Origin of the sequence: Cellulomonas biazotea, from assembly GCF_004306155.1 — a bacterium.
Taxonomy (GTDB): Bacteria; Actinomycetota; Actinomycetes; order Actinomycetales; family Cellulomonadaceae; genus Cellulomonas; species Cellulomonas biazotea.
Genome location: NZ_BIMR01000038.1, coordinates 15,957 through 29,180 on the forward strand (window position 1 = coordinate 15,957; position 13,224 = coordinate 29,180).

Here is a 13,224-nt window from a genome sequence, read left to right on the forward strand (position 1 = left end):
GGCGTGGCGAGCCCGGCCCGGGGCGTGCGGGGTCGGGTCAGTGGGCCCGGCGGGCCTCCCACGCGCTCGACACCATGTCGGCGAGCGTGTGGGTCATGCGCCAGCCGAGGTCGCGTGCGGCGAGCTCGCCCGACGCGACGATCCGGGCGGGGTCGCCGGGGCGCGGCGGGGCGACGTCGGGCTCGAACGCGATGCCGGTGGCGTCCGCCATGGCCGTCATGATCTGGCGCACGGACACGCCGTCGCCCGAGCCGAGGTTGTAGACGGGTTCGAGGGTGCGGCCCTCGCCGAGCGCGCGGGCGGCTGCGACGTGCGCGTCGGCGAGGTCGGCGACGTGGATGTAGTCGCGGACGCAGGTGCCGTCGGGCGTGGGGTAGTCCGTGCCGTTGATGCGCGGCGTGCGGCCCTGGGTGAGGGCGTCGAGGACCAGCGGGAACAGGTTGTGCGGGCTGGTGTCGTAGAGGTCCGGGGTGCCGGAGCCGACGACGTTGAAGTACCGCAGCGAGGTGTGCCGCAGGCCCGTGGCGCGGCCCTGGTCGCGCAGCAGCCACTCGCCGATGAGCTTGGACTCGCCGTAGGGCGACTCGGGCGTGGTGGCGGTGGCCTCGGTGACGAGGTCGACGTCGGGCGTGCCGTAGACGGCGGCGGAGGAGGAGAAGACGATCGCCTCGACGCCCTGGTCGGCCATGGCGGTGAGCAGGTTGGCGGTGCCGGTGACGTTCTGCTCGTACGTGTGCAGGGGGCGGTCGACCGAGACGCCGGCGTACTTGAACCCGGCGAGGTGCACGACGCCGGTGACGTCGTGCTCGGCGAGCGTGCGTGCGACGAGCGGGACGTCGAGGATGGAGCCGTGGACGAACGGCACGTCGGCGGGGACGAACCCGCGGTGCCCGCTCGACAGGTCGTCGAGCACCACCGGCGGGATGCCGGCCTGCTGGAAGGCCCGCACCACGTGCGACCCGATGTACCCCGCTCCACCCGTCACCAACCATGTCATGGGGCCAGCGTAGCCCACGGATGTTGATCTGTGTTCGATCCTGGGGATATCTGATCGAATTCTGGTTGTCTTTCGAGTGGCGGACCGAGAAACGCTCAGTACGCTGAGCATTCCGGAGACGGACCTGCCTCTCCCGCGCGGACAGCCACCGCGGACGACACACCCAGGAGGGCACGTGGACGACGGCGAGCTCGCACTCGCCCCCGGAGGGAGCGTCCGCTCCACCCGGGAGCTCGCCCTCGCCGTGGAGGAGGTCACGTCGCGGACCGAACAGCTCCTGCGCGACCTGCTCGACGAGCGCGCCGCCCGCGCCGGACGGCAGGCCGACGAGGCCCGCGAGCTCTGGGACGACCTCGCCTCCACGCTCGGCGGCAAGCTCATGCGGCCCCGGCTCACCGCCGCCGCGTACCTCGGGCTCGGCGGGCACGACGTCGACGCCGTCGCACCCGTCGCCGCCGCGCACGAGGTCCTGCACGTCGCGATGCTCGTCCACGACGACGTGCTCGACCACGACGACGTCCGCCGCGGGCGGCTCAACGTCAGCGGCGCGGCCCGCCTTCGCGCGCACCGCGACGGGATGCCCGCCGACGTCGCCGACGGCCGGGCGCTCGCCGCCGGGCTGCTCGCGGGCGACCTCGCCCTCGCGACCGCGTTCCGGCTGCTCGCCCGCACGCCCGTCAGCGCCGACGTACGGATGCGGCTCACCGACCTCCTCGCGGACGGCGTCGAGACCGCCGTTGCCGGCGAGCTCCTCGACGTCGCGTCGGAGGCGCTCGCGCCCGCCGACGTCGACGCGCTGCTCGTCGCGGCCCTCAAGACCGCCGAGTACTCGTGCCGCGTCCCGCTCGCGTCCGGCGCCGTGCTCGCGGGTGCCGACGTCGAGGTCCTCGACCGGCTCGACGACGTCGCCGCCGCGCTCGGGCTCGCGTTCCAGCTCACCGACGACGACCTCGGGGTGTTCGGCGACGCGTCGCTCACGGGCAAGTCCGTGCTGTCCGACCTGCGCCGGGGCAAGCGGACCGAGCTGCTTCGCCTCGCCTACGCCCGCACCGACGACACCGGCCGCGCGACCCTCGACCGGTACGTCGGCCGGGACGACCTCGACGAGCACGGCGCCGCTCAGGTGCGGGCCGTCATGGTCGACTCGGGCGCGCTCGCCGCCGTCCGGACCCTCGTCGAGCGCACCGCCGACCGAGCCCGACGCCACGCCGCCGCACTCCCGGAGCCCCTGGCGGGCTACCTTGTGGGCGTCGTCGACGATCTGGTCGGACGGGGGCACTGAGGCATGAGCGTGGAGCACGCCCGGGAGACCGGGCGCCGGACCGGCGCGCGCACGGCGCACGACCGCTCGGTCCGGCTGTACGACGCCACCGCGGCGCGCACCAGCGCGCTCGTGCTCGGGGCGTACTCGACGTCGTTCGGGTGGGGCGCCCGGCTGCTCGGGCGGCGCGCGCACCGCGACATCGAGGCCGTCTACGGGTTGGTGCGGCTCGCCGACGAGGTCGTCGACACGTTCGGCGGGCCTGGCGCGGCCGCCGAGCTCGACGAGCTCGAGGCGCAGACCGTCCGAGCCCTGCGCACCGGGTACTCGACCAACCTGGTGGTGCACGCCTTCGCGCGGACCGCACGCCGCGTGGGCATCACGACCGTCGAGACCGAGCCGTTCTTCGCGTCGATGCGCGCCGACCTCACCGTCGCCGCGCACGACCGCGCAAGCTTCGAGCAGTACGTGTACGGGTCCGCCGAGGTCGTCGGGCTGATGTGCGTGCGGGTGTTCCTCAACGCCGAGCGCGTGCCCGGCGAGCCCGTCCGGCAGCCCGACGACGAGCAGGTCGCGGGTGCCCGCGCGCTCGGCGCGGCCTTCCAGAAGATCAACTTCCTGCGGGACCTGGGCGTCGACGCGGGCGAGCTCGGGCGGGCGTACTTCCCCGGCTCGACCCCGGGTCGGCTCACCGACGACGAGCGGGACGCGGCGCTCGCCGAGATCGGCCGCGACGTCGAGGTCGCGCGTGCGGCGCTGCCCCGGCTGCCCGGGCGGTCGCGGTACGCCGTCGCGGCGACCCTCGCGCTCTACGACCGGCTGCTCGCCGACCTCGCGGCGCAGCCCACCGAGCACCTGCTCGCCGCACGCGTGCGCGTGCCCGGGCCCGTGAAGGTGCGCGTCGTCGCGGGCGCGGTCGCGCGGCAGTGGTGGGACCGCCGGCGCGGTGCGTCCGGGCGGTCGGGACGGTCCGCGTGACGACCACGGCACCCCGGCCCGGCACGCGGGCCGCGCACGGGCACGGCCCCGACGGTCGCGTCGTCGTCGTGGGCGGCGGGATCGGCGGGCTCATGACGGCCGCGCTGCTCGCCCGGGGCGGCGCGCAGGTCACGCTCCTCGAGCGGCACGACCGGCTCGGCGGGCGGATGGGGACCCTCACGCTCGACGGGTTCCGGTTCGACACCGGGCCGTCGTGGTACTTCATGCCCGAGGTGTTCGCGCACGCGTTCGCGCTGCTCGGCGAGCGGGTCGAGGACCACCTGGACCTCGTGCCGCTGGACCCGGCGTACCGGCTGTTCACCGAGCCGGAGCGTCCCGGCGCGGCCGCCGGAGGGTTCGACCTCGTCGCCGACGCCGAGCAGAACTGGGCGACGTTCGAGGCGCTCGAGCCCGGCGCGGGCGAGGCCGTGCGGCGGTACGCGCAGGACGCGTCGCTCGCGTACCGGACCGCGCTCGACCACTTCCTCTGGACGACGTTCCAGCGGCCCGACCGGCTCGTCTCCGCCCCCGTCCTGCGGCGCGCGGGCACGCTCGTCGACCTGCTCACGCACACCCTCGCGGAGCGCATCGAGCGGACCGTCGAGCACCCCGTGCTGCGGCAGGCGCTCGGCTACCACGCGGTCTTCCTCGGGTCGTCGCCGTACCGGGTCCCCGCGCTGTACTCGCTCATGAGCCACCTCGACCTGGTCGAGGGCGTCCGCTACCCGCGCGGCGGCATGTACACGGTGATCGAGGCGCTCGAACGGCTCGCCGTGCGCGAGGGCGTCGAGATCCGCACCGGGGTGGACGTCGTCGCGATCGAGGTCGACGACGCCCCGCGGACCGTCCGGTCGCCCCGACGCACCGGTGTCGCGCGCGGTGTGCGGCTCGCGTCGGGGGAGGTCGTCGAGGCCGACGTCGTCGTGTCCGGGGCCGACCGGCACCACACCGAGACCGCGCTGCTCGACGCCCGGCACAGCGACCACCCGGCCGCGTCGTGGGAGCGGCACGGGCCCGGGATCTCCGCGCTGCTCGTCATGGCGGGCGTGCGCGGCGCGCTGCCCGAGCTCGCGCACCACTCGCTGTTCTTCACGCGGGACTGGCCCGGGAACTTCGAGGACATCCTCGGCACCGGGCGGTCCGGGCCGGAGTCAGACCTGCGGGTGCCCGACGTCGGGTCCGTCTACGTCTCGCGGACCACGGCGACCGACCCGGGCGCCGCACCGCCCGGCCACGAGAACCTCTTCCTGCTCGTGCCGTTCCCCGCCGACGCCTCGCTCGGCGACGGCCCGCCCGGCAGCCCCGCACGCCAGGCCGTCGAGCGGCACGCCGACCGGTTCCTCGACCAGGTCGGTGCGTGGGCGGGCATCGACGACCTGCGCGGCCGCGTCGTCACGCGCCGCGTCGTCGCCCCCGCCGACCTCGCGCGCGACCTGTCCGCGTGGCGCGGCACCGCCCTCGGCATGGAGCACACGCTCGCCCAGAGCGCGATGTTCCGCCCCGGCGACGCGTCCGCCCGCGTGCCGAACCTGCTGCACGTCGGCGGCGGCACCGTGCCCGGCGTCGGGCTGCCCATGTGCCTCATCAGCGCCGAGCTCGTCGCGAAGCGGCTGCTGGGGGAGACGTCGACCCGGCCGCTGCCGACCCCGCTGCGCCCCGGCTACCTCGACGCCGCCCGGCCCGCCGGGCTCTGGTCCGCCGTCCGGACCGGCAGCGCATGACCGGGTTCGCCTACCTCGGCGCGCTGCTGCTCTCGCTCGGCGGCCTCGCGCTCGTCGACCGGCGGTTCCACCTCGCGTTCTGGGCCGACGCCCGCCGCGCCGCGTGGACGATCGGGATCGGCGTCGTCGGGTTCCTCGTCTGGGACGTCGCCGGGCTGGTGCTCGGCATCTTCGCGCGCGGCGACTCGCCGCACATGACCGGGATCCTGCTCGCGCCCGAGCTGCCCGTCGAGGAGGTCTTCTTCCTCACGCTGCTCTGCTACACCGCGCTGATCCTGTGGCGCTGGTTCGACCGGACCGCCGAGCTGCGGGCCGCGGGGACGCGTGCGCTCGCCGAGCGTGACCGCCCCGGGGCCGGCAGCGACGCGGGGGGTGCGGCATGACGAACATCGTGCTCAACGTCGCCGTGCTCGTCGTGCTGCTCGCCGTGTCCTTCCCGACGCTGCGGCGGCTGCGCGGCGCGCCGCTGGCCTGGACCCTCGTGCACCTGTGCGTGCTGACCGCGGTGTTCGACACCCTGATGATCCAGGCCGACCTCTACGTGTTCGACCCCGACAAGATCCTCGGGGTGTACATCGCGGGGGCGCCGCTGGAGGACTTCGCGTACGCGATCGCGGCGGGCGTCGCGATGCCCGTGGTGTGGACGGTGCTCGGGCGTCGTCGGGAGCGTGCCGCCGCGGCGGTCGGGCCGGACGGCGCGGACGGGATGCGAGGGACCGGCGGGACGGGGTCGTCGGGCGACGGCGGGGCGTCGTGAGGGAGGTCCTCGCCGCGTCGCGGCCGTTCTCCTGGATCAACACCGCCTACCCCTTCGCCGCCGGCTACCTCATGGCGACCGGCGGGCGGCTCGACGCGACGTTCGTCGTCGGGACGCTGTTCTTCCTGGTCCCGTACAACCTGCTGATGTACGGCGTGAACGACGTCTTCGACTACGCGTCCGACCTGCGCAACCCCCGAAAGGGCGGGATCGAGGGCGGGCTCGTCGCGCCCGAGCGGGCCGCGGCCGTGCACCGACGCATCCTGTGGGCGAGCGTCCTGTCGACGCTGCCGTTCGTCGTCTGGCTGGTCGTCGTGGGGTCCGCCGCCGCGACCGCGGTGCTCGCGCTCGTGCTCTTCCTGGTGGTCGCCTACTCCGCGCCCGGGCTGCGGTTCAAGGAGCGGCCCGTCCTCGACTCGTTCACGTCCGCGATGCACTTCGTCGGGCCGCTGCTCTACGCGCTCGTGCTCGTCGACGCCGACCTGCGGGCCCCGACCGTGTGGCCCGTGCTCGTCGCGTTCGTGCTGTGGGGCATGGCGTCCCACGCGTTCGGTGCCGTGCAGGACGTGCGGGCCGACCGGGAGGGCGGGATCGCGTCCGTCGCGACCGCGCTCGGCGCCCACCCCACGGTCGTCCTGTCGACCCTCCTCTACGTCGGCGCCGCCGCGGTCCTGCTCGTCGTGCCGTGGCCCGGCGTCCTCGCCGCCGTCCTCCCGCTGCCGTACGCCGTCAGCACCGCGCTGTTCTGGCGCGTCACCGACGACGACTGCGAGCGCGCCAACGCCGGGTGGCGGCGGTTCCTGTGGCTCAACCTCGTCACGGGGTTCCTGGTGACGATGCTGCTCATCGCGATCGCGCGGACGTCGACGGGCTCGTGACGCCCCGCGGTGGGTGCCGCCCGGTTCACGACGTGGCCGCGACCGCCTCGGCGGCGGCCTGACGGCCCGACTCCGGCAGGTCCGCGTCGGCGTCGAAGCACGGCGCCCGCAGCTGCGTGACCGTCGCCCAGCCCCGCGCCAGGAGACCCGCGTCCGTGTCCGGCTCGCGTGTGATCTCGACGTCCGAGTACGTGAGCTGCAGGTGCCCGTGCTCGAGCTCGTGGATGCGGGCCTGCACCGCACCGAACGACGCGAGCGGCGCCTTGCGGAGCCCTCGTATCTGGTCGGCGGGCAGGTCGGGCACGTTGAGGTTGAGCACCCGGGCCTGGTCCGGACCCTGCGCGACGAGCCAGTCGAGCACCGGCCGGGCGATCGCCGCCGCCGTCTCCCAGTGCCGCGGCTCGTGGTACGCCATCGACACCGCGAGGCCCGGGATCCCGTGCGTCGCGCCCGACAGCGCCGCGCCCACCGTCCCCGAGTGCAGCACCGCGTGGCCGGTGTTCGCGCCGCGGTTCACGCCCGACAGCACCAGGTCCGGCTTCGGCCCGAACCCCCCGTACGCCGCCACGAACGCGATGAGGCCCGGGGCGGCGCGGACCGCGAACGACGTGATCCCCTCCGGCAGCCCCGGCGACGACTTCGGCGCGACGATGAGGCGGCCGTCCTGCTCGGCGCCGAGCAGCGACGCGCTCGCGCCCGACGACTCCCGTGCCGGGGCGGCGACCACGACGTCGTGACCCGCGTCCGACGCCATCACGGCGAGCGTCGTCAGGCCGGGGGAGTCGATGCCGTCGTCGTTCGTCACGAGCACACGCACGGGGATCACCTCGGGGTCGACGAAGGGGACGTCCCCATCGGACCCGACGTGGCGCGACGCCGCCACCCGGGCGGGCCGACGCGTCGTCGGCCTGAGCCCGGCTGACCTGGTGCCTGGGCCGTCGTCGTCCGGCCGGTCAGGCCGGGTCGCCCGCCGGGCGCACGACGACCCGTCGGGCGAACCGCTCGATCTGCTCCCGGCGTCCGGTGCCCAGGCCGCGTCGGGTCACGTTGAGGGCCCCGGCCGCCGCGCCCAGGCGCACCGCCTCGTTCAGCGGCAGCCCGCGGCCCAGCCCGACCGCGATGCCCGCCGTCATCGAGTCGCCCGCGCCCCGGTGGTCCACGACCGTAATCGGCGGCGGGAGGACCTCCTCGACCGCGTCGCGCGTCACCACGAGCACCGGCTCGCCCGCGCGGGACACGACGACCGCGTCCAGCCCGTCGTCGACGAACCGGTGCGCCGCCTCGAGCAGGTGCGCCGGGGCGTCCGAGTCGACGAACCCGCCCTCGACGAGCTCCTCGTGGCTGATCTTCAGGACCGCGCCGCCCGCCTCCGCGAACGCCGCCGCGGCCCGGCCCGACAGGTCCGCGACGACCGTCCGGCCCGCCGCTCGCAGGTCACGCGCCAGGCGCCCGACGACCGCCGCGGGCAGGATCCGGGGCGGGTCCGCGCCCGTGAGGACCGTGACGTCGGCGTCCATCGCCTCGACCAGCACCGTGCCGTACAGGTCGTCGAGCTCGTGCCGGTCGAGCGAGTGCGGCGGGGTCTGGGCGACCTCCTGCCGCTCGCCGTCGCGCCGGTCGTGCACGTACGCGCCGTTGCCTCCCGCGTACGCCGTCGGTCGCACGCGCAGCCGCTCGACCTCCGCGAGGTGCGCCAGGACCGTGCCCGTCTCCCCGCCGAAAGGCCCGCACACCACGACGTCCGCGCCGAGCGACACGGCCATGCGGCCGACCCACAGGCCCTGCCCGCCCGCGTGCACGTGCACCTCGGGGTTGGACTCCTCGCTGGTCGGGGCCTCGATCGTGATCGTCAGCAGCGGGGTGGGCGCGAGCACGCAGACCCGGGGGCTGCGGGTCTCGTCGGTCGTCGTCGGCTGCTGCGGCGGCATGCCTCCGAGTGTGCGGTCAGGGTGCGGGGCCCGCGCGCTGGAGCGTGCCGGGGGGCTTCAGGGCTTCTCGGGGGCGCGCCCGCGGACCTCGTCGGCGGCGAACCGCTGGTGCGACGCCGACAGCTTCGCGCGTGCCGCCGCCCCCAGGTCGACCCCGAGGACGTCCGCCAGGCACACGAGGTAGATGAGGACGTCCGCCATCTCCTCGCCCGCGCGGGCGCGTCGCTCCGGCACGTCGAACGTCGCGACGGCCTCGTCCGCGCGCACCCACTGGAACAGCTCGGCGAGCTCGCCCACCTCGCCGACCAGCGCGAGGATCACGGACTTCGGGTCGTGGAACTGCTGCCAGTCGCGCTCCGTCGAGAACTCGCGGACGAGCCGGGTCAGCTCGGCGATCTCACGTTCGGCCGGGGGTGTCGTCGTCACCGGGCCAGCGTGGCACCTGCGTCCGACGTCGGGGGAGGGGCCCGGTGCCGAGACGTCAGGACGGTGGCGTGAACTGGCTGGCGGTGAAGACCGCGCCCTGCGGGTCGCGGATCGTCGCGGTGCGCGTCCAGTCGGACTCGTCCGTCCCGAGGACGGTGCCGCCGTGCCGGGCCGCGAGGTCGGCCGCGGTGTCGCGGTCCTCGACGGTGAACGTGACGTGCCAGTGCGGGGGCTCGTCGCCGACCGTCGGCCCGAGCCAGCCGATCGCGTCCGCGAACCCCGGGGGTGCGGAGACCTCGTCCTGCCGCTCGTGGATGCCGGGGTCGACGGTCGCGGCGAGGTGGTCGCCGTAGCCGGGGACGCGGATCATCGTCGCGAACCCCAGGTCGCTGAACTCCCAGCCGAACGCGCGGCCGTAGAGGTCGCGTGCGGCGTCCTGGTCGGTCGTGCGCAGGTCGGTGAAGTTCCACGCGCCCGGTGCGTTGGTGATCTGCGCGCCGAGGCGGTTCTTCGCCTGCCAGAGCCGCAGGTCGGCGCCCTGGGCGTCGGTGAACGCGGCCCAGGCGCCGCCCTCGCCGGCGACGGTCGGCCCGGTCGTCACGGTCGCGCCGGCGGCCTCCAGGCGGGCGAGTGCGGCGGGGAGGTCGTCGACCGCGACGTACGTGTGCCACGAGGGGTCCGACGTCGGCGTCCCCGTCCCGGGCGTCCGTGGGCCGCCGATGCCCGCCGCGTCCTGGCCGTCGAGCTGGGCGATCACGTACCGGACGGGCGCATGCGGCGGTGTCGCGTCGTGGAACGTCCAGCCGAGCAGCGCGCCGTAGAAGGCCGTCGCCGCCTCGACGTCGTCCTGCTCGAGGTCGATCCAGGACGTCACGCCCTGCGGGTACGTCCGCTGCAGCGTCATCGCACGCCTCCGTCGTCGGCTGGGTCGTCTGCCGTGCTCCGACCGACGTTACGACCGACCACCGACACGTGGGCAGCCCCGAGCCTGGCGACGACGCTGGTCACGCCGATGGTCCGGCGCTCGCTGCGGGGGAGCCGAGGGGCCGTGGAGCGGTCGGCGCCTTCACTCGATCGAGTGATCCGCTGCGGACCCGTGGGCGGCCGTGGGAATCGCTTGCCACGGCGCGACGACATCTCACCGGGGCGGATGGGGAGCGCAGGGTTGCACCCCGCGTGACCTGCGTCAATACCGGTAATGACACCAGCCTGACCTGCACCGTCGTCGCCCAGACGAGCCGGGCCGCGGACTGCTCGCAGCGGCCCGTGGCGCCGCGGAGGGGCCGTTGACCCTCCGATCGGCGCGTCGCTAATGTCGCAAGTGAACCATTAGTACGTGATCTTTACAAATCGCCGGTCCCATCTGCCCCCAGGAGGCCCCATGCGTCCCCGGCACCACGACCCCGCCCGCCGCCCTCAGCGTCGAGGGCTCGCGGCCACCGCACTGCTCGCCGTCACCGGCGTCGTCGCCGCGCTCGTCGCCGCGACCCTCCCCACCGCCGCGTCCGCCGCCGGCTCCCTCACGGCGACGTTCACGTCCGCCGGTGACTGGGGGACCGGGCACCAGGTGTCCGTCCGCGTCACCAACGGCACGTCCGCACCCGTCAGCAAGTGGACGCTCGAGTTCGACCTGCCGTCCAACGTCGCGATCACCAGCTCCTGGGACGCCGACGTCGTCCGCACCGGCAACCACTACCGCGCCACGTCCAAGTCCTGGGCCGGCGCCCTCGCACCCGGCGCCACCCAGCAGTGGGGCTACGTCGCGTCCGGCCCGTTCGGCGGCCCGACCGGCTGCACCGTCAACGGCGGCGCGTGCAACGGCGGCCCCGGCCCGTCCCCGACGACCACCCCGACCGTCACGCCCACACCGACGCCGACCCCCACCACGCCCACGCCCACCCCGACGCCCACCAACCCCGGCCCGGGCGGCCAGAAGGTCGTCGGCTACTTCGCCGAGTGGGGCGTCTACGGCCGCAACTACCACGTGAAGAACATCCAGACGTCGGGCTCCGCGTCGAAGCTCACCCACATCCTGTACGCGTTCGGCAACACCACGAACGGGCGCTGCAGCATCGGCGACTCCTACGCCGACTACGAGAAGGCGTACACCGCGGCCGACAGCGTCGACGGCGTCGCCGACACGTGGGACCAGCCGCTGCGCGGCAGCTTCAACCAGCTCCGCAAGCTCAAGGCCCTCAACCCCGGCCTCAAGGTCATCTGGTCGTTCGGCGGCTGGACCTGGTCCGGCGGCTTCACGCAGGCCGCGCAGAACCCGCAGGCCTTCGCGGAGTCCTGCTACAACCTCGTCGAGGACCCGCGCTGGGCGGACGTCTTCGACGGCATCGACGTCGACTGGGAGTACCCCAACGCGTGCGGCCTCACCTGCGACAGCAGCGGCCCGCAGGCCTTCAACTCGGTCATCGCGGCGCTGCGGAACAAGTTCGGCTCCTCCGCGCTCGTGACCGCGGCCATCACGGCCGACGGCAGCAACGGCGGCAAGATCGACGCCACCGACTACGCCACCGCGGCGACCAAGCTCGACTGGATCATGCCCATGACGTACGACTACTTCGGCGCGTTCAACCCGCAGGGCCCGACCGCCCCGCACTCGCCGCTCACGTCGTACTCCGGCATCCCGCAGGCCGGCTTCAACTCGGCCGACGCCGTCGCGAAGCTCAAGGCCAAGGGCATCCCGTCGAACAAGATCCTGCTCGGCATCGGGTTCTACGGCCGCGGCTGGAACGGCGTCTCCCAGACGGCGCCCGGCGGCACCGCCACCGGCCCCGCCCCCGGCACGTACGAGCAGGGCATCGAGGACTACAAGGTCCTCAAGAACCGCTGCCCCGCGACCGGCACCGTCGGCGGCACCGCCTACGCCAAGTGCGGCAGCGAGTGGTGGTCGTACGACACCCCGTCGACCATCGCCGGCAAGATGTCCTGGGCCAAGGGCCAGGGCCTCGGCGGCGCGTTCTTCTGGGAGCTCTCCGGCGACACCTCGAACGGTGAGCTCATCTCGGCCGTGTCCAACGGCCTGAAGTAGCGCGCTCCACGACGCGGCCCCGGACCCTCCTTCCTCCCCGGTCCGGGGCCGCGTCGTGCGTGCGGGTGTAGTCAGGCCAGACCGTCACGCGACGCACCCAGGCGGTCGCTCACCGCGACGACCCACGCGACGAGGCGACGGCGGTGCGGCCCTGGCATCTCCGCGTGCCCCAGCCGCTCGACGAGGACGTCCGGCGTCAGCAGACGCTCCCGCAGCAGCGCCTCGACGAACTCCAGGTCCTTCTCGCGGAAGGCGGCGAGCTTCGCGACGGCCAGGTCGTGCCGTTCGAGGCACAGGGCGCGGGCCGGCTGCGAGGAGAACGACTGCCAGACGACGAGTCGCTCGCGCCATCCGTCGGGCAGGACGACGAGACCGTCGATCTCCACACCCTGGCCGTAGTAGCCGTACATGGCGTGGAAGCCCGAGTCCTCGCCGATCGCGCCGTCCACCGCGAGCGCCTTCGCGGCAGCGTCCTCACCGAGGAACGCGACGTCGACCTCGATCGACCCGACGGCCTCGTCGGGCAGGTCGTCCTCGTCGAAGCTGCCGAGGATCGACTGCGAGCCGACGACCACCACGTCGACGTCGTCCGCGATCGTGCTCGCGGCACGCAGGACGTGCGCGAGCTCGGAGCGCTTCACCGCGCCGCGTCCAGCACCGCCTGCCGCTCGGCGTCGCTCAGGACGCCGGCGAAGGGGGAGTTCTGCCGCAGCTCGCGGGCTCGTGGGGTCGGTGACGTCAGAACGGCGAGCAGCTCGTCGAGCGGCCCGTCGAGGAGGTCGGCCCACTCCGACAGCCACGTGCGAGCACGACCCCGCGGGTGCTGCTCGAGCATCTTCTTGACGTTCCCGCGGGCGACCGGCAACCAGCGTTCGGGGTCCTGGGCGACCTTGCCGGCGATCGCGTAGGCGAGCCGCAGCGACCGTCGCTGGTCGGCCGTCGGCCGCTGGGTCGAGTAGCGGACGCGGCTGACGTCCGAGCGGCGCACGCGACGGTGCGCGCCCGACATCTCGAACGGGAGGTCGCCCCGGGCGGTGAGGTTGACGACGTGCTGCCGGGACACCCCGAGCAGGACCGCGGCCTCCCCGGTGGTGAGGAGGTCGTCGTCGTCCGTGTGGACGGAGCCGTGGGCGGTCGCCGGCATGGCTTCAGACTACGCGCAACACAACAAACACAACAGATATGTTGCATGCTTGTGTTTGTTGGGGATGGCTCGCAACGTCCCGTCGGTGGGTGTT

At 74.2% G+C, this 13,224-nt stretch carries 14 protein-coding genes; 7 read left to right on the top strand and 7 right to left on the bottom strand.

Annotated features, from left to right (window positions below):
• Positions 1–37 precede the first annotated feature (37 nt).
• Entirely contained in the window at positions 38–997 is a 960-nt protein-coding gene (galE, locus tag CBZ_RS03550; protein WP_130780221.1) for a UDP-glucose 4-epimerase GalE, read from the bottom strand.
• Positions 998–1,172: 175 nt separating this feature from the next.
• Between galE and CBZ_RS03555 the strand changes: the two genes are divergently transcribed.
• From CBZ_RS03555 to CBZ_RS03580, 6 genes are all read left to right on the top strand, one after another.
• Positions 1,173–2,279 carry a polyprenyl synthetase family protein gene (locus CBZ_RS03555; RefSeq protein ID WP_130780222.1) on the top strand — a complete coding sequence of 369 codons (1,107 nt, stop codon included), beginning with the start codon at positions 1,173–1,175 and terminating at the stop codon, positions 2,277–2,279.
• Positions 2,280–2,282: 3 nt separating this feature from the next.
• Entirely contained in the window at positions 2,283–3,236 is a 954-nt protein-coding gene (locus CBZ_RS03560) for a phytoene/squalene synthase family protein (RefSeq protein ID WP_130780223.1), read from the top strand.
• A gap of 92 nt (positions 3,237–3,328) precedes the next feature.
• Positions 3,329–4,957, top strand: coding sequence for a phytoene desaturase family protein (crtI, locus tag CBZ_RS03565; RefSeq protein WP_246013026.1), 1,629 nt, complete (start codon positions 3,329–3,331; stop codon positions 4,955–4,957).
• Positions 4,954–5,340, top strand: a complete 387-nt coding sequence (locus CBZ_RS03570) for a lycopene cyclase domain-containing protein (protein WP_130780224.1) — start codon at positions 4,954–4,956, stop codon at positions 5,338–5,340. The genes crtI and CBZ_RS03570 overlap by 4 nt, the downstream gene beginning before the upstream one ends.
• Positions 5,337–5,714 (top strand): lycopene cyclase domain-containing protein, encoded by a 378-nt coding sequence (locus tag CBZ_RS03575; RefSeq protein ID WP_130780225.1) that lies wholly within the window; start codon positions 5,337–5,339, stop codon positions 5,712–5,714. The genes CBZ_RS03570 and CBZ_RS03575 overlap by 4 nt, the downstream gene beginning before the upstream one ends.
• Positions 5,711–6,592 (top strand): prenyltransferase, encoded by an 882-nt coding sequence (locus CBZ_RS03580; RefSeq protein ID WP_130780226.1) that lies wholly within the window; start codon positions 5,711–5,713, stop codon positions 6,590–6,592. Before CBZ_RS03575 ends, CBZ_RS03580 begins: the two co-directional genes overlap by 4 nt.
• Positions 6,593–6,617: 25 nt before the next feature.
• Here CBZ_RS03580 and surE read toward each other — a convergent pair whose 3' ends face one another.
• From surE to CBZ_RS03600, 4 genes are all read right to left on the bottom strand, one after another.
• Positions 6,618–7,409, bottom strand: a complete 792-nt coding sequence (surE, locus tag CBZ_RS03585) for a 5'/3'-nucleotidase SurE (protein WP_130780227.1) — start codon at positions 7,407–7,409, stop codon at positions 6,618–6,620.
• 136 nt (positions 7,410–7,545) lie between these two features.
• Positions 7,546–8,520 (bottom strand): 1-phosphofructokinase family hexose kinase, encoded by a 975-nt coding sequence (locus CBZ_RS03590; RefSeq protein ID WP_130780228.1) that lies wholly within the window; start codon positions 8,518–8,520, stop codon positions 7,546–7,548.
• Positions 8,521–8,577: 57 nt separating this feature from the next.
• Positions 8,578–8,946, bottom strand: coding sequence for a nucleotide pyrophosphohydrolase (locus CBZ_RS03595; RefSeq protein WP_130780229.1), 369 nt, complete (start codon positions 8,944–8,946; stop codon positions 8,578–8,580).
• Positions 8,947–9,001: 55 nt separating this feature from the next.
• Positions 9,002–9,850 (bottom strand): VOC family protein, encoded by an 849-nt coding sequence (locus CBZ_RS03600; RefSeq protein ID WP_130780230.1) that lies wholly within the window; start codon positions 9,848–9,850, stop codon positions 9,002–9,004.
• Positions 9,851–10,327: 477 nt separating this feature from the next.
• Between CBZ_RS03600 and CBZ_RS03605 the strand changes: the two genes are divergently transcribed.
• Positions 10,328–11,986, top strand: a complete 1,659-nt coding sequence (locus CBZ_RS03605) for a glycosyl hydrolase family 18 protein (protein ID WP_218022701.1) — start codon at positions 10,328–10,330, stop codon at positions 11,984–11,986.
• A gap of 71 nt (positions 11,987–12,057) precedes the next feature.
• Here CBZ_RS03605 and CBZ_RS03610 read toward each other — a convergent pair whose 3' ends face one another.
• A complete protein-coding gene (locus CBZ_RS03610; protein WP_130780231.1) occupies positions 12,058–12,627 on the bottom strand; it encodes a DUF6036 family nucleotidyltransferase in 570 nt (189 codons plus the stop codon).
• Entirely contained in the window at positions 12,624–13,130 is a 507-nt protein-coding gene (locus tag CBZ_RS03615; RefSeq protein WP_130780232.1) for an excisionase family DNA-binding protein, read from the bottom strand. The genes CBZ_RS03610 and CBZ_RS03615 overlap by 4 nt, the downstream gene beginning before the upstream one ends.
• Positions 13,131–13,224: the final 94 nt, after the last annotated feature.

Bases quoted from the DNA above. Each gene is read 5' to 3' on its own strand.
- galE (WP_130780221.1), bottom strand. From the start codon at position 997: ATGACATGGTTGGTGACGGGTGGAGCGGGGTACATCGGGTCGCACGTG.
- CBZ_RS03560 (WP_130780223.1), top strand. From the start codon at position 2,283: ATGAGCGTGGAGCACGCCCGGGAGACCGGGCGCCGGACCGGCGCGCGC.
- crtI (WP_246013026.1), top strand. From the start codon at position 3,329: ATGACGGCCGCGCTGCTCGCCCGGGGCGGCGCGCAGGTCACGCTCCTC.
- CBZ_RS03570 (WP_130780224.1), top strand. From the start codon at position 4,954: ATGACCGGGTTCGCCTACCTCGGCGCGCTGCTGCTCTCGCTCGGCGGC.
- CBZ_RS03575 (WP_130780225.1), top strand. From the start codon at position 5,337: ATGACGAACATCGTGCTCAACGTCGCCGTGCTCGTCGTGCTGCTCGCC.
- CBZ_RS03590 (WP_130780228.1), bottom strand. From the start codon at position 8,520: ATGCCGCCGCAGCAGCCGACGACGACCGACGAGACCCGCAGCCCCCGG.
- CBZ_RS03600 (WP_130780230.1), bottom strand. From the start codon at position 9,850: ATGACGCTGCAGCGGACGTACCCGCAGGGCGTGACGTCCTGGATCGAC.
- CBZ_RS03605 (WP_218022701.1), top strand. From the start codon at position 10,328: ATGCGTCCCCGGCACCACGACCCCGCCCGCCGCCCTCAGCGTCGAGGG.
- CBZ_RS03615 (WP_130780232.1), bottom strand. From the start codon at position 13,130: ATGCCGGCGACCGCCCACGGCTCCGTCCACACGGACGACGACGACCTC.